We start from the raw sequence: 20,169 nt of genomic DNA, 5'->3' as shown, positions 1-20,169 counted from the left end.
ATGACTAAGCAAGGCAAGTTTATTGTCATCGAAGGGCTTGAAGGCGCCGGCAAAAGTACGGCAATGGCCACAGTTAAACGCTGGTTAGAAAAGCATGGCCACCTGGTGGTGTGCACTCGAGAGCCTGGTGGTACGCCTCTGGCCGAACAATTAAGAACGTTAGTCAAACACGCGGATCCGGCTGAGCAAATTGCCGCCGAGACCGAGCTGTTGTTAATGTATGCGGCCCGGGTACAATTATTACGTAATGTGATTGAACCGGCTTTAGCCGCTGGCCAGTGTATTTTAGCCGATCGGCATGACTTATCTTCACGAGCTTATCAAGGCGGTGGTCGGCAGTTAAACGAACAATTGATTAACGACCTACGCAAAGCGCTGCTGGGTAACACGCAGCCCGATTTAACCTTGTATTTAGATATTGATCCGGCTATTGGTTTAAGCCGGGCTGCGCATCGTGGGCAACTCGATCGTATTGAGCAGGAACAACTGGCTTTTTTTGAACGCACTCGCGCAAAATACCTAGCCATTGCGCACAGTGAGCCGGGTATTGTGATTATTGATGCGGCGCAATCGATTGAACAAGTGGCCACAGCCTTAGAGAATGCCTTGGCTGAGGTCATGTTATGAGTGATGTCCCGTTAAGTGCTATGCCTTGGTTGGCTTCGCCCTTAGCGCAACTGGCTCGATTGGCCAGTGAGCAGCATTTAGCTCATGCTATTTTATTAACCGGTGCCCCTGGCACAGGCAAACAGCTATTAAGCCAAGCATTAGCGGCATTACTGTTATGTAAAAATCGGCAAGCAGACATGGCTTGCGGCCAATGTAAAAGCTGCTTGCTGTTAGCGGCGGGTAACCATCCTGATTTATTAACTTTAAACCAAGATAATAACAGTATTGGTGTGGATGAAATTCGCCGTCTTATCGACTTTACGCAAGGCGCTGCCCAACAACACGGTAATAAAGTGATTGTGTTATCCGAAGTGCAGCGGCTAACGGAAGCGGCGGCGAATGCCTTACTTAAAACCTTAGAAGAGCCACCACAAGGCTGTTATCTGGTGCTGCAAACCAGCCAGCCCCAGCGTTTAAAAGCCACCATGCTCAGCCGTTGTCAGCGCTGGAGTTTACCCACCTTAAATGAAGCCAACTTGTTTGATTGGTTAAGTCAGCAGTATCAAGGCAGTTTGCCGCGTTTTTTGTTTGCGTTTAGTGGTGGTGCGCCGTTACAGGCGTTGGCGTTGTTGCAAGGCAATACGGCAGCAGAAATTGAAGAGTTACTGGCCGCACTGTCGCGGCTATTGCAGGATGAGTCGGGCTTAAGTACGCTAGTGAAAAACTTAGAAGGCCGTACCGACTGTGCGCAAATTTTGGGTTACTTTTTAACGCAGTGGTGTAGCCAGCATTCAGATGTGGCGCCTGAATCACTGCAACGCTTGCAACTAGTGTATTATCGTTGGCGTCGTGACGAGCAACAGATTTTAGGGCAGAATAAAACGCTGGCGTTAACCGCCGTATTGCTTGAATTTAAAAGTATCATGCGCCGCCGCTAAGCCAATTGTTGTTATTCGTTTGTGGTGTTTATTTTGGCTTTGATGCCGCCAAGCCGCCAACAACGCATACCCTGTGGTATCGAAAGCTGAATTAACGCACATGGTGTTTAGCCGCGCGCCTTTTGGCAAGCGATAGCTGAGTAGTAAAATGCCCTACTAGCAGCCAAACGCTTCATGAATACTGGCGACGATGCGATAAAACCCGTATAAAAGTTCAACAAGCCCTAATAGTCTGCTGAATAAGCAGAGGAGCGAAAATGGAAGAAGTTGCATTAAATTTCAATGATGGCAAAGAGTTGTATAAGTGCTACATGCCGTTTTTAAAAAACGGTGGGCTTTTTATCCGCTCGGCTAGAGTATTTAAAATGGGCCAATCGTTAGCCCTTAGCGTAACCTTGCCCGATACACTTGAACCTATTGTAGCGACGGGTAAAGTAGCCTGGGTATCGCCTTTAGGTGCGCAAAGCTCTAATCCGGCGGGTGTCGGTGTGGCCTTTATTGATGATAAACATGGCTTAAGTGATCGCATTGAAAAATTATTAGGTGGCATGTTAGGTAGTGCAGAAGCCACTTACACCATGTAACGTTATTCACTTTAATAACAGCAGTATTTTCGAGGTTGTTTTGTTTATAGATTCGCATTGTCATTTAGATCGGTTAGAACTCGACAAATTGGGTATGAGCCTAGAGCAGGTGATTGCCGCCGCTGAAAAACTGCAAATTGAACATTTACTGTGTGTCAGTGTGTCCTTAGCTGAATTTGCAGCGATGGCCGATTTAGTGCAACCTTTTACGGGCGTTTCGATTTCATGTGGCGAGCATCCGCTGCATCAAGAGGGCACCGTTGATGAGCTGCAGTTACTGAAACTCGCCAGCGCTGAGCGTGTTGTGGCGGTGGGGGAAACCGGTCTGGATTATTTTTACAGCCCAGAGAGTAAAGCGATGCAGCAAGATGCTTTTGTAAAACATATTAGTGTGGCTCGCCAATTAACTAAGCCCTTGATTATTCATACGCGTGATGCGCGCACTGATACTATTGCATTATTAAAGTCGCATCAGGCTGAAAACGCCGGTGGCGTTTTACATTGTTTTACCGAAAGCTATGAGATGGCAAAAGCGGCATTAGATTTAGGCTTTTACATTTCGATCTCGGGCATTATGACCTTTCGTAATGCCGCAGAATTACGAGATGTGGTCAAAAAACTTCCTCTTGACCGTCTGTTAATTGAAACCGACGCGCCTTATCTTGCGCCAGTACCGCATCGTGGTAAAACCAATCAACCGGCTTATGTTACTGATGTTGCTGCTGCCATTGCAGAAGTTAAAGCGGTCAGTATTACTGAATTGGCCAGAGCAACCACTGAAAACTTCTATCGATTATTTCCTTTGGCGCAGCGCCGTCGTTTAGTGGCGTAACACTAGTTAATTAGGCGTTGCTGCATAAAAAAGAAGCCCAGAACTAATTTTCTTGTTCTGGGCTTAGGGGAATGGCTCATAGGGAATGAGCCGTGCGCTATCGAAAAGTCATGATGTAAATTGAGTGTAGTTAATACACCGTATTTTACCTGCCATACCGCTAATATTTTTTCTGCCACTTCGCGTGCTGTGAAACAAAAGTAGTTTCCAATTCTGCAACAAAAACCCAGACTTTATAAACAAACCGCACTGTGTAGCCTGATCGTTACATTTACTCTTAAGACATTGATTGTCTATAAAGTACTTTTTTTAGTCTAAAAAAGTCTAAAAAATAATCAGCTATTGTAGTGCAGCGGCTTAAAAGAGTACTGCACACGGCAATAATGTTTAATCTATCCCTCAACATGCCCCTACATCAGACAGATTGTCGACAATCTTGTTTTTGTTAGCTTGACAATAGCGCAAAAACCGCTTAAAACTACACAACTGTTTTATTATGTCGACAATATGATGAATGCAAGCCGCCAAAATATCCCTGTAACTGCCGCCGACCGCGTACTGCAAGAAATGCAGCGTGCTATTGTCGAAGGTGATATTGCGCTGGGTTCGAAAATCAGTGAGCCTGAGCTGGCGAAACGCTTTGATTTAAGCCGTGCACCGCTGCGTGAAGCGTTAGCCCGTTTAGAGCGTTGTCATTTAATTGAGCGTATTCCTAACGCCGGGGCTAGGGTAGTGAAATTGTCGACAGAAGGCTTAATTTCGTTATATCAACTGCGCGAAGAGCTTGAAGGCTTGGCCTGTCGTTTAGCCGCGACACAAATGACCGATGCGGAAATTGCAGAGATGCAGGCGTTACTGGATCAGCATTTGTCTACTCAGCGTGTACGAGAGGGGGAGAGCTATTATCAAGAAGCCGGTGACCTCGATTTTCATTACCGGATTATTTTGGGTAGTAAAAACCCGTACCTGATTAATATTTTAACCGATGAGCTCTATCATTTAATGCGCATGTATCGGGTACAGCTGGGTATGAACGGCCCTCGGGTATCACGCGCTTTTGATGAACACAAAGCCATTATTAATGCCATTGCTAACCGTGATGGCGAACTCGCCGACTTACTGATGCGCCGCCATGTTGCCGCGTCGCGCCGCAACATTGAACCTACACTTTTACAACGTGAACAAACGGGGAACTAATATGACCACCTTAACTGCCGGACAAAAATTTCGCGCTGCCATCAGCGCTAATCAACCGCTACAAATCGTGGGCACCATTAACGCCTACACGGCGATGATGGCTGAGCGTACCGGGCATCAAGCCTTGTATTTGTCAGGGGCGGGTGTAGCGAATGCCTCGTTTGGCTTACCAGACTTGGGCATGACGTCGTTAAATGATGTGTGTGAAGATATTCGCCGCATTACAGCTGCGACCAGTGTGCCGTTATTAGTGGATGCTGACACCGGTTGGGGTGGCGCCTTTAACATTGCGCGTACGGTAAAAGAAATGACCCGTGCGGGTGCGGCCGGTTTTCATATTGAAGATCAGGTAGCGCAAAAGCGCTGTGGCCATCGCCCTAATAAAGAAATTGTGTCGTTAGAAGAGATGGTTGATCGGGTAAAAGCTAGTGTGGATGCGCGCAGCGATGAAAGCTTTTTTATTATGGCGCGCACCGATGCGCTCGCGCAACAAGGCTTAGAGGCAGCCATTGAACGCGCCTTAGCTTGTGAAGCGGCCGGTGCCGATGCCATTTTTGCTGAAGCGGTGCACACCCTTGAGCAATACACCGCTTTTACTCAAGCGTTAAAAGTACCGGTTTTGGCGAATATTACCGAGTTTGGTCAAACACCGTTGTTTAACAAAGCTGAGTTAGCTGCCGTTGGTGTAGCAATGGTACTTTACCCATTAAGTGCCTTTAGAGCGATGAACAAAGCGGCGTTAAATGTGTATGAATCTATTTTAGCCAATGGCGATCAAAAAGCGGTAGTAGACAGCATGCAAACCCGTGCTGAGCTCTATGACTTCTTGAATTATCACAGCTTTGAGCAAAAGCTGGACAGTTTATTCAGTACCAAAAAATAATATTTTTAAATTAAATAATCATAAATACAGGAGCAAGATAATGGCAACAGGCAAACAACTGACCGGTGCCGGTCTGCGCGGCCAAGTAGCAGGTAAAACCGCTTTATCTACTGTGGGCAAAACCGGTTCGGGTTTAACGTATCGTGGTTACGATGTAAAAGATTTAGCCGCTAACTGTACCTTTGATGAAGTCGCGTATTTAATTTTAAAAGGCGAGCTACCGACGAGCGCTGAGCTAGCCGCTTATAAAACCAAGTTAAAAGGTTTGCGTCGCTTACCACAGGCATTAAAAGATGTATTAGAGCGCATTCCTGCGACAGCTCATCCCATGGATGTCATGCGTACGGGTTGTTCTATGCTAGGTAATTTGGAGACTGAGCAAAGCTTTGCTGAGCAACAAGATGCGTCTGATCGTATGTTGGCTATTTTCCCAGGTTTAGTAAACTACTGGTATAACTTCAGTCACCATGGCAAGCGGGTTGAAGTAGAGACCGCGGCTGACTCTATTGCCGAGCAATTCTTATGGACCTTGCATGGTGAAAAACCGACTGCCTTACATACCGAAGTGATGGAAGCGTCGTTGATCCTCTATGCCGAGCATGAGTTTAATGCTTCAACCTTTACCGCTCGCGTCTGTGCATCGACGCTTAGCGACATGCACTCTTGTATTACCGGCGCTATTGGTTCATTACGTGGCCCATTACACGGTGGCGCTAATGAAGCGGCAATGGAACTGATTGAAGGCATGATTGATGCCGATGATGCTGAAAGCAAGCTATTAGGCATGTTGGAACGCAAAGAAAAGATCATGGGCTTTGGTCATGCCGTTTACTCAGAGTCGGATCCACGCAATGCCGTGATCAAAGCATGGTCAGAAAAACTGGCCAATGCAAATGGCGATACCCGTTTGTATGATGTGTCGGTGCGTTGTGAAGCGGTCATGTGGCGTGAGAAAAAACTGTTTTGTAACGCCGACTTTTTTCATGCCTCGGCTTACAACTACATGGGTATTCCAACCAAGCTGTTTACCCCCATTTTTGTGTGCAGCCGCTTAACCGGTTGGGCCGCGCATGTGATGGAGCAGCGTGCTGATAACCGTATCATCCGGCCAAGTGCGGATTACGTAGGTGTTGAGCCGCGCACGGTAACGCCGATTGCTGAAAGATAATTCGCGTTAACGACAGGGCATTAAGCCATGACATCGAACCGGATGATGCACACCAAGGCGCCGTGAATACCTCCCTGTAGGCTTCACTCAGGCATCCATGCCTTCGAGACTTGGTTTAGCATCATCCGGTTCTCGTTTTGATGTAACTCGTTATCAATTTCCACTGTTAAGCAGATAGAGGCCGACCATGAATAGCCAATACCGCAAAAAATTACCGGGTACCCAGCTTGATTACTTCGACACCGAAGCGGCTGTCAATGCCATTGAGCCGGGCGCCTATGCCAAACTGCCTTACACCTCTCGGGTACATGCCGAGAACTTAGTACGTCGCTGCGATCCAGTGCTGCTAACCGAAGCCTTAAAGCAATTTATTTACCGTAAACGCGATCTCGACTTTCCTTGGTTTCCGGCACGCGTCGTGTGCCATGACATCTTAGGCCAAACCGCTTTAGTCGACTTAGCCGGCTTGCGGGATGCCATCGCTGAAAAGGGCGGTGATCCGGCCAAAGTTAACCCAGTGGTACCCACGCAATTGATTGTTGACCACTCGTTAGCGGTAGAACATGCCGGTTTTGAAGCGGATGCGTTTGAGAAAAACCGCGCCATTGAAGATCGCCGTAACGACGATCGCTTTCACTTTATTAACTGGACCAAAAAAGCCTTTAAAAACGTGGATGTGATCCCGCCAGGTAACGGCATTATGCACCAAATAAACTTGGAGCGGATGTCGCCGGTTATCCATGCTAAAGATGGGGTGGCCTTTCCGGATACGCTGGTGGGAACCGACAGCCACACGCCACATGTGGATGCGTTAGGGGTTATTGCGATTGGTGTGGGTGGCTTAGAAGCGGAAAGCGTGATGTTAGGCCGTGCTAGCTGGATGCGTTTACCCGATATTATTGGGGTAGAGCTAACCGGAAGAGCCCAGCCAGGCATTATGGCCACCGACATTGTACTGGCACTGACCGAGTTTTTACGTAAATCAAAAGTGGTATCAAGCTACTTAGAGTTTTACGGCGAAGGCGCTGACAGCCTGAGTTTAGGTGATCGGGCCACCATTTCAAATATGACGCCAGAATATGGCGCAACGGCGGCCATGTTTGCTATTGATCAGCAAACCCTAGACTATTTAACGCTGACCGGCCGTGAGCCAGAGCAAGTTAAATTGGTTGAAACCTATGCCAAAACCGCCGGGTTGTGGGCTGAAAGCCTAAAAACAGCGGAATATGAGCGGGTATTAAAATTTGACTTATCTAGCGTAGGCCGCACTATGGCCGGGCCATCTAACCCGCATGCACGCTTAGCCACCAGCGATCTAGCGGCGCGCGGCATTGCCGCAAGCTATGTGCAAGAAGAGGGCAAAATGCCCGATGGTGCAGTGATTATTGCGGCTATTACCAGCTGTACCAACACCTCAAACCCACGCAACGTCATTGCTGCCGGTTTGTTAGCGCGTAATGCCAATAAAATGGGCTTAACGCGCAAGCCTTGGGTGAAATCGTCATTGGCACCCGGCTCAAAAGCGGTAAAACTGTATTTAGAAGAGGGGGGCTTACTGCCCGAGCTTGAGCAACTGGGTTTTGGCATTGTTGGTTTTGCGTGTACCACCTGTAATGGCATGAGTGGCGCATTGGATCCGGTTATTCAGCAAGAAGTGATTGAGCGTGATCTATACGCTACGGCGGTATTGTCGGGTAACCGCAACTTTGACGGTCGTATTCATCCGTATGCCAAACAAGCCTTTTTTAGCCTCGCCAGCCTTAGTCGTGGCGTATGCGATTGCCGGTTCAATTCGTTTTGATATTGAAAAAGATGTACTGGGCTACCATGACGGCAAGGCCATTACCTTAAAAGATATTTGGCCAAGCGATGAAGAAATTGATGCGGTAGTAAAAGCCAGCGTAAAACCTGAGCAATTTCGTAAAGTGTACGAGCCCATGTTTGAAGTTAGCGTAGATTACGGTGAGCAAATTAGCCCACTGTATGACTGGCGGCCACAAAGTACTTATATTCGCCGCCCGCCTTATTGGGAAGGCGCGTTGGCGGGTGAGCGTAGCCTAACCGGCATGCGGCCGTTAGCCGTGCTGGGTGATAATATTACCACCGATCACTTATCGCCTTCTAATGCCATTATGCTGGACAGTGCCGCAGGTGAATACCTGCATAAAATGGGCTTACCGGAAGAAGACTTTAACTCTTATGCCACGCACCGCGGCGATCACTTAACCGCACAACGTGCCACCTTTGCAAATCCGAAGCTGATTAATGAAATGGCAGTGGTAGATGGCAAAGTAAAACAAGGCTCGTTAACGCGCTTAGAGCCAGAGGGTAAAGTGACCCGCATGTGGGAAGCCATTGAAACCTATATGCAGCGTAAACAACCGCTGATTATTGTGGCGGGCGCCGATTACGGCCAAGGTTCTTCGCGTGACTGGGCGGCCAAAGGTGTGCGTTTAGCCGGGGTAGAAGCCATTGCGGCTGAAGGCTTTGAACGTATTCACCGCACTAACTTAATTGGTATGGGGGTGTTACCGCTAGAGTTTGCTGCGGGCACCACTCGTAAAACGCTGCAGTTAGATGGCACCGAAACCTATGATGTGGTGGGTGCATGGACGCCACGTGCGACACTGACCTTAGTGATCCACCGCGCCAATGGTGAAACAGTTAACGTGCCGGTAACCTGCCGCTTAGATACGGCTGAAGAAGTGTCTATTTATGAAGCCGGCGGTGTATTACAGCGCTTTGCGCAGGATTTCTTGCAAGGAGCAGTGTAATGGCTGCACCACAAATTAAGATCCCGGCGACTTACATGAGAGGAGGCACGTCGAAAGGCGTGTTCTTTAAACTGGACGACTTACCCGCTGCTGCGCAAGTGCCGGGTAAGGCAAGGGATAATCTGTTGCTTAGAGTGATTGGCAGCCCCGATCCGTACGGTAAGCATACCGATGGTATGGGCGGCGCGACGTCAAGCACCAGTAAAACGGTGATTTTAAGTAAAAGCAGTCAAACCGATCACGATGTGGATTACTTGTTTGGCCAAGTTGCCATTGATAAGCCCTTTATTGATTGGAGTGGTAACTGCGGTAACCTTACTGCGGCGGTCGGCTCTTTTGCGATTAGCAATGGCTTAGTGGACGCAGAGCGCATTCCAGCGAATGGCATTTGTACCGTGCGCATTTGGCAAGCCAATATCAAAAAAACCATTATTGCGCATGTGCCGATAACAGGCGGTGAAGTGCAAGAAACCGGCGATTTTGAATTAGACGGCGTAACTTTTCCGGCGGCGGAAGTGCAAATTGAGTTTTTAGACCCCGCTGCTGATGCAGGCGAAGGTGGCGGTGCCATGTTTCCAACCGGTAACCTGGTGGATGAGTTAGCGGTGCCGGGTGTTGGCCAATTTAAAGCCACATTAATTAACGCCGGTATTCCAACCATCTTTGTTAATGCTGCGGATATTGGTTACAACGGCACGGAACTGCAAGATGCGATTAACGGTGATCCTGCTGCACTGGCGCGCTTTGAAACCATTCGTGCCTATGGCGCGATAAAAATGGGCTTAATTAGCGATGTCAGTGAAGCCGCCGCCAGAGCACATACGCCCAAAGTGGCGTTTGTAGCACCACCGCAGAGCTATGTTTCATCCAGTGGTAAGCAGGTAGACAGCAGTGATATTGATTTACTGGTGCGAGCGCTGTCGATGGGCAAGTTACACCATGCCATGATGGGCACCGCCGCAGTTGCCATTGGCACAGCAGCGGCTATACCAGGCACCTTAGTAAACTTAGCTGCCGGTGGCGGTGATCGAGATGCAGTGCGTTTTGGTCACCCGTCAGGTACGCTACGCGTTGGGGCTGCCGCAGAGCAAGTAGAGGGCGAGTGGACAGTAACCAAAGCCATTATGAGCCGCAGTGCGCGCGTTTTAATGGAAGGTTGGGTCAGAGTGCCAGGCGATTGCTTTTAGTAGCGGCAATGGATACAAACAAAACAGGGCGCTTTAGGCGCTCTGTTTTTTTCGTCAGGCTGGCGTGATGCACACAGACAAAAACGAGTTTCACATTGTAGCGGTTAAAAAACTGTGCTTGCATTATTCCTGCTAGCACTAATACTCACTGCAGATTATGACCGCCGCTGTAAATAACTTGATTCCTCTGATTTATTTTTACAGGTAAAACCGCTAGTACAAGAATAAGCGCCAAGCAGAACCTCAAACCATAAAGCATAGAGGGCTTACACAACCGACATAAAGTAGATTGATATAACAGAGTTAAGTCAGATAATTGCAATCACACGGTTTATTTAAAGCAGCTGAGATAACGGGCTCTGCACAGCATTTCCCCCTTGTTTTAAGACATGGGTATAAATTTGCGTCGTTTTTACATCGGTATGGCCCAATTGCTCTTGCACGGTGCGTATATCCATACCGGCTTGCAAAAGATGGGTTGCAAAGGAATGTCGCAATGTATGACAGCTAACATGCTTGTTGATAGCCGCTTTACGAGCTGCAATTTTCACCGCTTTTTGCAAACCGGAATCATCTATATGATGACGACGCAGTAATTTAGAATCAGGATCAATGCTGAGTTTGCCAGATGGAAATAAATACTGCCAACCAAGCTCTTTTGGTGCATTAGGGTATTTTCGCGCCAATGCAAATGGTAACCAAACCCCCGCATAATCTGCAGTTGCCAGATCGTGATGATAGTAAGCTTCAACTATAGCAATTTGGCGTTTTAATGCCGGCACCAGTTCTGGAGCCAGAGTAACGCGTCGATGTTTACCGCCTTTACCGTGCCACACCATAATCGACAGATAGTCAAAATCAATCGCGGCAACCCGTAAACGCACAGCTTCCATTAAACGTAAGCCGCTGCCATATAACAATTGAGCTAGTAAGAGATAGCTTGGATCAATTTCTTTTAATAAGCGTTTAATTTCGTCTTTTGTTAACACAACAGGAAGCTTTCTAGGCTTACTTGATTGATTAAAGTTGAGATTAAGAGCGAGCGGGCGCTGAAAAATCTCTTTATACAAAAAGCTGAGGGCGTTCAACGCAAGTGCTTGTGTTTGAACTGCAACATGCCGTTCCACGGCAAGGTAAGTTAAAAATTGTTCAACCTGCGCCTCACTCAAGTCTTTAGGGTGCTGCTTTTTATGAAATAAAATATAAAAGCGGATCCAGTATACATAGGTCTCCACTGTACGCTTGGCATAGCGGCGTTTATACATTTCTTCTGCGACAAAGTCTAAAAAAGGCGATTGCATTGCCATCTTACACCTCCGGCATAACACTGTTTAAGTATACAGCTATTTTTGAAATGTCAAGTCGCTCTTGTTAGACGGATATTTCCGTATTTGTTACATACTTTTATAAATTTAATGTTGCAAAGTATTGTCTTCAGAGGTTTTTGTGGTTAATGTGTAAATTATTAAATTTACAATTGCGGAAAAGTCCGTGTTTAAATACGGACTTTTCTGTCGAATAAGCGTTAAGCCTCTAGGCGCACACATGAAGTACGTTTTAGGAATCCTAATAATGATTTGGAGTATTTTTTCTTCCGCTAAAGACTATCCAGCGGTAGTTGTTGGCGAAGAAGAAGGTTTCGTTGACTTAGCCTTTACAATTTCAAGCTCAAAGAAACTGGAATCTGGTTCATATGAAATTGTCGTCAAAGGCAACTTGAAAGGCGATAAGGTTGGTTTTGCAATCGAGCTACTGCCTTCGTGGAAACCACAAGAGGTTGAAGGTATTGAAGATGCTTTCTATTGGGGAGAGGCATTCTTCAGGTACACCGGTTCAGATTCAGAAACTTTTATAAAGTCACTGGCTAGTTTATACGGCACAACCTTAAGTAATGCAACTGTTCCAGATAGGGTGCATGCCCAAGTAGTCGGGCTTGCCTGCAATCCCGAACAGCTTGAAGTATCGCCGTGCAAGATGAAGTTCTTTTTCAATCCCGACGGAGAGGAAGATCTTTATTCTGAGGTTTTTATAAACATTGATCTTGCTGCGAAGAGGCTTGAGTTTAACGAAAAGGACAATGGTTATCGTGCGCCATTATTACGTTCATTGTTGCAATAAAGGCTTAACAAACGGCTGCACCGGACAAATTTCCGCTGTCACCTTTTTTGCGTGGCAAAAAAGCCGCCATCAAAAATTTGCTCGGTGAGCCGGGCGTTAGGTGATCGCAGATGTTTTCTCCGTATTTTCTAACTGATGAAAATTTTGGTTTGTACCCTGAAGTCGATGTACGAACAGATGCAAGTGGTGTTGTTATAAAGCTAGCATTCCACTCGCAGGTAATAGAAGTGCTCTTCCGCCATGTGATTGCATTCTATTGTGTTGAAGAAAGTAATTACGAGTTGTCGCCGCTACCGGGTATGCCTAGTGAAGTTGACTTGGTATCGCTTGAAAAGGGGGCAAAAGAATCTCCAATTTGGAAGTCTTCAGCCAATTACAGGCGTAGTTTTTATGCTCATCTTGATTCATATCGTGCAGATGCATCATTAGAATCATATTTAATTTTTGGTGCCGATTACGTAGTTTTGGTTGAGTCAATCGGTTTGGTAGACGTTAAGGTGGCAGCTTAAGCACCTAACAATTCGCGTCATTCGGGGCCTGCGGCCCCTGCGACGCTCACAAGTTCGCGCGCATGCGCGGGGCGTTATGGCTTGGAGCCAGTAGTGAAGACATATCTATTTTTAATACTTTTTTCGTGTAATAGCATAGCTGGCGAATTAGTACAAAGCTTTGAAGAAGCGAAAGTAATTGCCGAACAAATAGAGGCAAATCCAACTTATAAAGAGCATCAATATAAAGTACTGATGCCTTACTTTGGTGAAAAGTATTCGAAGGTACTGCAAGGCTGCTTTAAATCAATAAGTGGTCCAGATGATTCTAAGTTTGAAATTGTCATCGCTCTTGGCCCAACGGGGAGCGTGGAGAAGGTTTATCGAGATCGTGAAACTAATATTGGGCAATGCATGATTGGCGAGCTAGAAAAAGACAAATTCCCTAGCCCAATAAAATCGCCATTCTACGTTCATATTGCTATGAGCTTTACCGAATGAGCCATAACAAGGCCATTAATTTGACCGCCTTACGCTGTGCTTCAGTCGGCAAATTATGGCGGCGTTATCAGCTTTCGGGTGTTTAGGGTTTCAGTCAGTAGTTTTATTCCGACATTGCTCGCGTTTTGTGTTCATAGCGACAGCGCCAAAATTTAACGTTCGCCAGTTTGCGGGTTAGTTGCAAACGGTGATAGCGGTAGCGTTGTTCTTCTTGGCTTCGCTTAACCAGTTTTACAGGTTCCGGTTGGCTCGCCGTATCGCAGCTGGCTGGTGTAGTTTTTAATTTAAAGCAGCCGTGCCGTTGTTCCGGGTTTGCCAGTGCGGCAAGCCGCGCAAGTTCGGTGTGGGCTGCTAACAAGCAAAGCCAGCCGACGCGTACCGCGCAGCTGCTTTGAGCGTTAGCAGGCTTTCTGGTTTTAACGGTTTTAGTCAGTAGTTTTTTTTCGGCCTTGCTCGCGTGTGGTTTTCTTGGCTGCAGCGCCAAAAGTTAAAGTTCGCCAGTTTGTCGGTTAGGTGCAATCTCTGATGGTGCGGTAGCGTTGTTCTTCTTGGCTTCGCTCAACAGTTTTACAGGTTCCGGTTGGCTCGCCTTATCGCAGCTGGTCGGTTAAGTTTTAATTAAAAGCAGTCTGCCGTTGTTCGGGTTTGCCAGTGCGGCAAGCCGCGAAAGTCTGGTTCAGGCTGCTAACAAGCAAAGGCATCTGACGCGAACCGCGCAGCTGCTTTGAGCGTTATGGTGCAAGGAGCATCGAGTGAGTGAATTATTTCCAATAATGTTTGGCATTCTGTTTTGTTCAGTTTTTGTATGGTTCTTTCTTTGCTTCAGGATTTTCAAAATTTTAGAGTTAAGACATCCATCGAAATATGAAGAAATGGGCAAGCCTAGTTTGATAATGAACAATTCATTGTCAAATAACATCGCATTTATTAAATTTCTGTTTAAACGCGAATGGCTAGCTTTAAAGGATCCAGGCTTGGCTTCGCTCAGCAAATTTATGATGGTATTCATCGTCATATATACATTGGGATTTTTAACATTATTTCTCTCAATTCCATTGGGCTATGCACCATAACAAGGCGCATCACTCGCGGCCTGCGGCCGCTGGGACGCCGACCCGCTGCGCGGCTTGTCGCCCGTGTGCTTTGCGTTATACATCTTGTGGGAAACGTTGAAAATGTTCGTTAAATCTCCTTTTTGGGACGCCGTTATTCGTAACACTGTATTCATTCAGTTCGCAATTTTGTTTATTGGATTAATAAAAGTGTGGGGAGATGGCGGGTTAGGCAACATTTCTCTGGGTAATTTTTTATACGCAATGGCAATAACAATTCCTTTATCTATTATTACTAGCCTACTTATAGTTATGTATGAATCACGTAAAGCTAAAAGCGATGTATAACAAACCAATTAAGCTCGCTCCCTGCGGTTGCTGGGACAGTTACTCGCCCGCGCTGCCGCTATTTTCGCGGGCAAGCAACTGCCCCTTATTGGGGCGTTAGCAGGTGTTCGGGTTTTAACGGTTTTAGTCAGTTGTTTTGTTCGGCCGTGCTCGCGTTTGGTTTTCTTAGCGGCAGCGCCAAAAGTTAACGTACGCCAGTTTGCGGGTTTGCTGCAAACGGTTGGGGCGGTAGCGTTGTTCTTCTTGGCTTCGCTCAAATAGTTTTTCAGGTTCCGGTTGGCTTGCCGTATCGCAGTTAACCGGTGTAGTTTTTAATTAATAGCAGCTTGCCGTTGTTCAGGTTTGCCAGTGCGGCAAGCCGCGCAAGTCCGGTGTGGGCTGCTAACAAGCAAAGCCAGCCGACGCGACACCGCGCAGCTGCTTTGAGCGTTATAACTTCATTCAACATAAGCTTAACCATTAAACTTCTTAAGGAGACAATAAAATGAAAGGATTACTACTCGGGCTTACGGCATTATTGGTTGCAACAACTGTTAGTGCAGAAACTACAAACGATACCAACGACGCAAAACCAGTAGATTTCTCTAAGTATTGTTATTACGCAGACGTTGAGTATTCTGCTGGATCAATCATGGAGCAAGCCGGTCGCAAAGTTCAGTGTGTACGCAAAGCTGAGAGTTCAGATTTAGTCTGGGAAGAGTATCAGCGTAATCAGTTATAACAAATTGCTAAATTTCGTTCCGGCCACAAACGGCGTGGCCTCCACGGGACTGCCTACGCTGCGCTGCGGCAGCCCATTAGCAACGCGTTATATTTTCAGGGAAGTCCATGCGTATAATTAGTATTTTAGCTTTCTTAACGTTGGTTGGATGTAGCGAAGCTGACATAGAGCCATGCAGTCAAGTAGAGATCGGAATGTTCGAATCAGAACTTATCAAAGAACTTGGCAGTCCTTTTCAAAAATCTGATGAAATAGATAATAAGAAAGCGTTAATGTTTAAAGGTGAAAATATTCCAACAATAATGATTGTTGAGTTAAACAAAACCGAGTTAGGTAAATACAAAGTGTCGCATTGTAATGTCATGTAAAATTGAAAATATAACAAGCAATTCAAAAGGGACAAAAAACAGTTTGCTGTTTCGTTCCTCAACATTTTAGCAAACAATTTTTTGCCCGTTAATTGGGCGTTAGGCATTACATGGAGCGTTGATGAGCTATCCAAAAGTAAAAGACCCAAGCATGGTTGGTGAATATTCTGCTTTATCTAAAGCAGGCGGTGGCTATGTATGGGATGAAGTTCTTGAATATAGGGTTTGGTGTCATCTCGAATCAGGCGATGATTACTATTATGCCTTCGAAGACTATGAAACTGCTATCGAGTGTTCCCAAAAGGAATTTGGCGCTGATGCTCCATTGGCTCTGATATTGCAAAAAGAATATATCGATGAACCGGAGCTAGGTAAGTATATTCATGTAAAAGAAGAAAGAGTCACAGAGTGGCCGATTGCATTTTTAAGCCGTCCTCGGAGAAATGAATATACAATACCAGACTTTATGTCTCCGAATGCACCAAGTAATAAACTTGATATTATTCGTGGCTTGGTGCGCTGAAATGCCTGACAAGCGCCATCAAAACGCCGCTTTGCGGCTCGACTTGCAGCAAGTTGCTCGCGTTTGTGGCGGGCGTTATGTGATGTTTGCAGCAGCTAGAAAAGTTCGCTGTGAGAGCCAATGCGTGCAAGTTGTAGTGTGTCGTTGTTGATTCTATAGATCAGAACAAGGTCTGGTTTAATGTGGCAATCGCGAAAGCCGTGCCAGTTTCCTGTGAGGGGATGATCAACATTCTTGGGCGGTAGCGTTTCACCGCGTTGTAACTGGGAAATAATCTTCCCGACTTCGAGAATGTCGGGAACAGGCATTTTAGTGATTTTTTTAAAATCTTTTTTGAATTGTGTCGAATATTCAAGAGTGAGCATTTGGAACCTTGCCCTCGGACAGCTCGTTGAACATATCATCGACAGATGCGCTTTGTTTGCCTTTGCCGTCAACCAATTCTTTAATTGCAGCGGCAGTTGTGCCATTTGGCTGACGGGCCTTAATATCAAAAGGTATACCGCCATGATTAATAACTGCACGGGCAAAAAGCTTTAAAGCCTGAGATGGACTTAACCCGACATCATCGCAAATGTTGGTGAAAGCTACTTTTGTGTCATGATCGATGCGTGTGCTAAGCATTTCGCTTTTCATGGTAATTACTCCAGCGTGTGTTGCAATGTTAAACATTGTAGCACATAGTTGGAACATCACACAGCAAACCGTGTCATTCAGGGCCTACGGCCCTTGCTAAGCTTACAAGTTCTCGCGTATGCGCAGGGCGTTATGTGTGCTTGGACTATAGCCAACATAGGGAAACTTGATGACTCATTATTTTGGTTCTTGTCTGTGTGGCAATGCAAAATTTGAAGTGCTAGGAAATTTCGATGGCTTTTATCTGTGTCATTGTAAGTATTGTCAAAAGGATACCGGATCTGCTCATGCGGCCAATTTATTTTCGACGTCAGCTAAGTTGACTTGGTTGGCGGGTTACGATTCTGTGACAACCTTCACGCTTGCAGGTACTCGCCACAAAAAAAGTTTTTGTAAGGTTTGCGGTTCAGCATTGCCAAGCACTCATGATGCAGGTCTTCTAGTTATTCCCGCTGGGTGTTTGGATACGGAAGTATCAATCTCGCCAACAGCTCACATATTTACATCTAGCAAGGCTATTTGGAGCGAGGAGTCAGAAGGCGTGCCAGAATTCGAGGGGCTGCCAGAGTGAGCGGCTACCACATAACAAACCGTGGCAGTTCGCGCCTATCGGCGCCGGACTCGCTAAGCTCGCCGCTGCATAGGGGCGTTATATGCCAGTAATCAAAAAGTCTATAGCGGCGATAATCTCATCTCTGAAAGCCCTTAAATCTGTGACGGGCTCGGCTAATATTTTGACTGTAATACTCGCCATTAGTTGCGTAAGAACAACAAAGTCGTCTTGTTCAATATGGATAGTTGGACACAAATGGTTTGGTACTTTTTTTGTCTAATAGACATATTGGTGTAAGTGGAATGACCAATCGAGTATTTAGGGTACTAAGCAGCCCACTTTGCACGTCTACAAAATAGGGATAAGCTTTAGTTGTATTTTTGTCGAGATTTTTGTAAAGAATAAATTGAGACATCAGAATATTCGGTATGAATCAGAGAAAAGGCCGCGTTTTTCAGTTAGCTCATTGTAAGCCTGAATAGAGTTGGCGTTTTGTTCTAACCATTCAGCTTTTAATTTAGAGGAAACTTCTTTTTCTAAAGCTTTTTCCATAGTAACGGATAGGTTGATATTAAGGCGCTTAGCTTCAGCAAGTAACTCACTGTTTAAACTAAAATTTGCGGCCTTTTTTTGGGCTTGTGAACTAAATTTGGTTCTCATGAAGTAACTCCGTGCGCATTTATGATGCGCATTAACTGTAGTGGTAATCATGGCACATAACAAAAAAATTTATCGCCAGCAAATAGCGCTGGCTGCGACGTCAAACCGATGCGCTGCTTTCCGCGCTAAACTTGAGCATTAGGTGATCATGCGAGTTTTGTTTATATCATTAATATCCATTTTGCTTTCAGCTTGCGCTGATACGTGCAGCGATGAAGTGATTAGTCAGGCAGTTAACTTGGAGAAAAAAACTGCCGCGATACATGTAGTTAAAAACTGTGGTGCCACAACAGGATTTGCGCATCAAATCTATATTGTAGTTCCGGGTACTGATTACGATGATGCAAAACCAATTTTTGTTGCTGACAAGGTTGACAATTTAGCTGTCAATTGGTCGGGTGAGAGAGCTTTTGAAATTAGCTATGATTCAGCAAGAATTTTTAACTTCACAAATTTTTGGCAGTCTTCTGAGGTTGATGACTTCCAATATGTTATTAAAGTAAGCCTTCGTGAAGGCACCTAACAATCACAGGTACGGCGACGGCCTTTCCATTACGGCTGCGCCTTGATTACAAAGCCGCGCATGCTGTGGGCGTTTAATGCTTAAACTCAAGTTCAGGAGTTCAAATGAAAATATACAAGGCTGTAATGTTATCTTTAGCTATCACCTTGAGTGGCTGCGCTTCTTATACAACGCCAGGAGGGAGCGTTCAGTTAAGTCAATTAGCTGATTCAGATATCAATGAGTTAATGTCTAAAAAACCCGCCGCCACTTTTCCTGCCAATATGTCGGTAGCACGAGTTCAAGCTCCCGGTTATCAATCTTATAAAGTGAATAGTTTTGGTACAGGGCGTTATAGCGTAATTACGACGAGAGAAGTGGAGTCTGATGACGATTTCATCAGACTCTCTAAATTACCTCAACTTGCCGGTATTGCCCCTTTAAACAGGATTTTGCTTCCAGTCGATCTTGATTCTGTGAAAGCGTTGCGCGAAGCGTCAGCACGCCTGAAAGCAGATATTCTTTTAATCTATACTTTTGATACGACGTTTCATGCAGGTGAACAAAAATTCGCTCCTTTGAATGTTATTTCGCTAGGTTTCTTGAAAAATAAACAAGTTACTGTAACAACAACGGTATCTGCGGCCTTTTTCGATGTTAGAACGGAATATTTGTATGGTCTTTCTGAAGCAACTGCACAAGAAGTTAAAGCTGCCAGTGTCTGGAGCACTTCTGATGCAGTAGACGATTTGAGGATTAATACGGAAAAAGCCGCATTTCAAAAGTTAGTGCCTGAAATCGAGAAAACATGGTTAGGTATTGTTTCGCAATATTCTAACAATAGCATTTAACAAACTGCGTCATTCGGGGCCTGTGGCCACTTTGACGCTGATAAGTTCGCGCGAATGCGCGGAGTATTAGGAGCACAGGACGTGAGGCGTATCCATTATGAATCTTAAATTGATTCCAATAGTTATTCTTTTTACTTGGCTCTGCCAAGCAGGCTTAAGTAGTTTAAAGAATAGTGAATACGCAAAGATAGTCTCTGTGCTATCGCGGACCCCTGAGCTTGGCGAATGCAAAATATCTGTCGATATCACAAGATCTTGGCCGTTTTCTTGGACAGTACGTTCAGCGGCAATAAATATAAAAAATCAGGATAAGGCTTTATCTTCATATACAAGTAAATTTAATGTGTCAGATAGAACATTCCTAAAATCACACAATACCAATTATCATTTTACTTGGAGCCGGCAATTAGAAGACCAGCTAGTTGCATCTTTTGTCGATGTCGAGATAAAACCAAATGGTAGCGTTTATGCTGTTAATATCGGTAATTGTTCTAACTATCCAGAAAATAACGAATTAATAGGGAACTTAGCGCATTGTAATTCACCTGTGCAGGTAATTAAGTGCACCTAACAAGTTATAAAAGCGCGACAAATTACAGTTGGTTGGTTCCGAACCACATTTTAGCCCACTACAATTTGTCCCTTAATAGAGCGTTGCAGTTTGTTGAGATTTAGT

General features: G+C 45.6%; 25 protein-coding genes and 1 pseudogene. 19 read left to right on the top strand and 7 right to left on the bottom strand.

What is annotated here, in order from left to right:
- The 9 genes and pseudogenes from tmk to prpF all read left to right on the top strand — a co-directional run bounded on the left by tmk (position 1) and on the right by prpF (position 10,172).
- The gene (tmk, locus tag ACUJFK_RS11090; RefSeq protein WP_445424889.1) at positions 1 to 627 is read left to right on the top strand and encodes a dTMP kinase; all 627 of its coding nucleotides are present in this window, start codon (positions 1 to 3) and stop codon (positions 625 to 627) included.
- A complete protein-coding gene (gene holB, locus ACUJFK_RS11085) occupies positions 624 to 1,547 on the top strand; it encodes a DNA polymerase III subunit delta' (protein WP_445424888.1) in 924 nt (307 codons plus the stop codon). Before tmk ends, holB begins: the two co-directional genes overlap by 4 nt.
- A gap of 257 nt (positions 1,548 to 1,804) precedes the next feature.
- On the top strand, positions 1,805 to 2,131 hold the full coding sequence (locus ACUJFK_RS11080) for a PilZ domain-containing protein (RefSeq protein ID WP_226749972.1): 327 nt from the start codon (positions 1,805 to 1,807) through the stop codon (positions 2,129 to 2,131).
- 40 nt (positions 2,132 to 2,171) lie between these two features.
- Positions 2,172 to 2,963, top strand: coding sequence for a TatD family hydrolase (locus ACUJFK_RS11075; RefSeq protein WP_445424887.1), 792 nt, complete (start codon positions 2,172 to 2,174; stop codon positions 2,961 to 2,963).
- 510 nt (positions 2,964 to 3,473) lie between these two features.
- Positions 3,474 to 4,160, top strand: a complete 687-nt coding sequence (locus ACUJFK_RS11070) for a GntR family transcriptional regulator (protein WP_445426777.1) — start codon at positions 3,474 to 3,476, stop codon at positions 4,158 to 4,160.
- A 1-nt stretch (position 4,161) separates the two neighbouring features.
- Positions 4,162 to 5,043, top strand: coding sequence for a methylisocitrate lyase (prpB, locus tag ACUJFK_RS11065; RefSeq protein ID WP_226749970.1), 882 nt, complete (start codon positions 4,162 to 4,164; stop codon positions 5,041 to 5,043).
- A gap of 40 nt (positions 5,044 to 5,083) precedes the next feature.
- On the top strand, positions 5,084 to 6,211 hold the full coding sequence (gene prpC / locus ACUJFK_RS11060) for a bifunctional 2-methylcitrate synthase/citrate synthase (protein ID WP_445424886.1): 1,128 nt from the start codon (positions 5,084 to 5,086) through the stop codon (positions 6,209 to 6,211).
- A gap of 187 nt (positions 6,212 to 6,398) precedes the next feature.
- A pseudogene (gene acnD / locus ACUJFK_RS11055) lies at positions 6,399 to 8,985 on the top strand (Fe/S-dependent 2-methylisocitrate dehydratase AcnD).
- A complete protein-coding gene (gene prpF, locus ACUJFK_RS11050; RefSeq protein WP_445424885.1) occupies positions 8,985 to 10,172 on the top strand; it encodes a 2-methylaconitate cis-trans isomerase PrpF in 1,188 nt (395 codons plus the stop codon). The pseudogene acnD and the gene prpF overlap by 1 nt, the downstream one beginning before the upstream one ends.
- Positions 10,173 to 10,507: 335 nt before the next feature.
- Here prpF and ACUJFK_RS11045 read toward each other — a convergent pair whose 3' ends face one another.
- Positions 10,508 to 11,479, bottom strand: coding sequence for an integron integrase (locus tag ACUJFK_RS11045; RefSeq protein ID WP_445424884.1), 972 nt, complete (start codon positions 11,477 to 11,479; stop codon positions 10,508 to 10,510).
- A 265-nt stretch (positions 11,480 to 11,744) separates the two neighbouring features.
- On the opposite strand from ACUJFK_RS11045, the gene ACUJFK_RS11040 reads away from it, so the two are divergent.
- From ACUJFK_RS11040 to ACUJFK_RS11030, 3 genes are all read left to right on the top strand, one after another.
- Entirely contained in the window at positions 11,745 to 12,290 is a 546-nt protein-coding gene (locus ACUJFK_RS11040; RefSeq protein WP_445424883.1) for a hypothetical protein, read from the top strand.
- Between the two features lie 110 nt (positions 12,291 to 12,400).
- Entirely contained in the window at positions 12,401 to 12,799 is a 399-nt protein-coding gene (locus ACUJFK_RS11035) for a hypothetical protein (RefSeq protein ID WP_445424882.1), read from the top strand.
- A gap of 93 nt (positions 12,800 to 12,892) precedes the next feature.
- On the top strand, positions 12,893 to 13,279 hold the full coding sequence (locus tag ACUJFK_RS11030; RefSeq protein WP_445424881.1) for a hypothetical protein: 387 nt from the start codon (positions 12,893 to 12,895) through the stop codon (positions 13,277 to 13,279).
- 1,695 nt (positions 13,280 to 14,974) lie between these two features.
- Here the strand turns inward: ACUJFK_RS11030 and ACUJFK_RS11025 are convergent.
- A complete protein-coding gene (locus ACUJFK_RS11025) occupies positions 14,975 to 15,127 on the bottom strand; it encodes a hypothetical protein (protein ID WP_445424880.1) in 153 nt (50 codons plus the stop codon).
- A gap of 36 nt (positions 15,128 to 15,163) precedes the next feature.
- Here ACUJFK_RS11025 and ACUJFK_RS11020 point away from each other — a divergent pair, with 36 nt between their 5' ends.
- The 3 genes from ACUJFK_RS11020 (at position 15,164) to ACUJFK_RS11010 (ending at position 16,291) form a co-directional block, all read left to right on the top strand.
- Positions 15,164 to 15,400 carry a DUF1496 domain-containing protein gene (locus ACUJFK_RS11020; RefSeq protein ID WP_445424879.1) on the top strand — a complete coding sequence of 79 codons (237 nt, stop codon included), beginning with the start codon at positions 15,164 to 15,166 and terminating at the stop codon, positions 15,398 to 15,400.
- Positions 15,401 to 15,507: 107 nt separating this feature from the next.
- Positions 15,508 to 15,768, top strand: a complete 261-nt coding sequence (locus ACUJFK_RS11015; protein WP_226752462.1) for a hypothetical protein — start codon at positions 15,508 to 15,510, stop codon at positions 15,766 to 15,768.
- A gap of 121 nt (positions 15,769 to 15,889) precedes the next feature.
- Positions 15,890 to 16,291 carry a GCN5 family acetyltransferase gene (locus ACUJFK_RS11010; protein WP_445424878.1) on the top strand — a complete coding sequence of 134 codons (402 nt, stop codon included), beginning with the start codon at positions 15,890 to 15,892 and terminating at the stop codon, positions 16,289 to 16,291.
- A 95-nt stretch (positions 16,292 to 16,386) separates the two neighbouring features.
- Here the strand turns inward: ACUJFK_RS11010 and ACUJFK_RS11005 are convergent, their stop codons facing one another.
- Together ACUJFK_RS11005 and ACUJFK_RS11000 are read right to left on the bottom strand one after the other, a co-directional pair.
- A complete protein-coding gene (locus ACUJFK_RS11005; RefSeq protein ID WP_445424877.1) occupies positions 16,387 to 16,656 on the bottom strand; it encodes a type II toxin-antitoxin system RelE/ParE family toxin in 270 nt (89 codons plus the stop codon).
- A complete protein-coding gene (locus tag ACUJFK_RS11000; RefSeq protein ID WP_445424876.1) occupies positions 16,643 to 16,927 on the bottom strand; it encodes a type II toxin-antitoxin system RelB/DinJ family antitoxin in 285 nt (94 codons plus the stop codon). The genes ACUJFK_RS11005 and ACUJFK_RS11000 overlap by 14 nt, the downstream gene beginning before the upstream one ends.
- Positions 16,928 to 17,096: 169 nt before the next feature.
- Between ACUJFK_RS11000 and ACUJFK_RS10995 the strand changes: the two genes are divergently transcribed.
- Positions 17,097 to 17,498, top strand: a complete 402-nt coding sequence (locus tag ACUJFK_RS10995; RefSeq protein WP_445424875.1) for a GFA family protein — start codon at positions 17,097 to 17,099, stop codon at positions 17,496 to 17,498.
- 78 nt (positions 17,499 to 17,576) lie between these two features.
- Here ACUJFK_RS10995 and ACUJFK_RS10990 read toward each other — a convergent pair whose 3' ends face one another.
- The 3 genes from ACUJFK_RS10990 to ACUJFK_RS10980 are packed head-to-tail and all read right to left on the bottom strand — an operon-like array spanning position 17,577 to position 18,140.
- A complete protein-coding gene (locus ACUJFK_RS10990) occupies positions 17,577 to 17,735 on the bottom strand; it encodes a CcdB family protein (protein WP_445424874.1) in 159 nt (52 codons plus the stop codon).
- The gene (locus ACUJFK_RS10985; protein ID WP_445424873.1) at positions 17,713 to 17,895 is read right to left on the bottom strand and encodes a CcdB family protein; all 183 of its coding nucleotides are present in this window, start codon (positions 17,893 to 17,895) and stop codon (positions 17,713 to 17,715) included. The genes ACUJFK_RS10990 and ACUJFK_RS10985 overlap by 23 nt, the downstream gene beginning before the upstream one ends.
- The gene (locus ACUJFK_RS10980) at positions 17,895 to 18,140 is read right to left on the bottom strand and encodes a type II toxin-antitoxin system CcdA family antitoxin (RefSeq protein WP_445424872.1); all 246 of its coding nucleotides are present in this window, start codon (positions 18,138 to 18,140) and stop codon (positions 17,895 to 17,897) included. Before ACUJFK_RS10980 ends, ACUJFK_RS10985 begins: the two co-directional genes overlap by 1 nt.
- Before the next feature lie 157 nt (positions 18,141 to 18,297).
- On the opposite strand from ACUJFK_RS10980, the gene ACUJFK_RS10975 reads away from it, so the two are divergent.
- From ACUJFK_RS10975 to ACUJFK_RS10965, 3 genes are all read left to right on the top strand, one after another.
- Complete coding sequence (locus ACUJFK_RS10975) at positions 18,298 to 18,663, top strand: hypothetical protein (RefSeq protein ID WP_445424871.1); 366 nt, start codon at positions 18,298 to 18,300, stop codon at positions 18,661 to 18,663.
- Positions 18,664 to 18,767: 104 nt separating this feature from the next.
- Positions 18,768 to 19,493 (top strand): hypothetical protein, encoded by a 726-nt coding sequence (locus ACUJFK_RS10970; protein WP_445424870.1) that lies wholly within the window; start codon positions 18,768 to 18,770, stop codon positions 19,491 to 19,493.
- A gap of 97 nt (positions 19,494 to 19,590) precedes the next feature.
- Complete coding sequence (locus ACUJFK_RS10965; protein WP_445424869.1) at positions 19,591 to 20,064, top strand: hypothetical protein; 474 nt, start codon at positions 19,591 to 19,593, stop codon at positions 20,062 to 20,064.
- Positions 20,065 to 20,169: the final 105 nt, after the last annotated feature.

This window comes from Alishewanella sp. HL-SH06, assembly GCF_052656265.1.
Note: the sequence above shows the minus strand (reverse complement) of the source record. Positions and strands in the feature narration are given on the sequence as shown.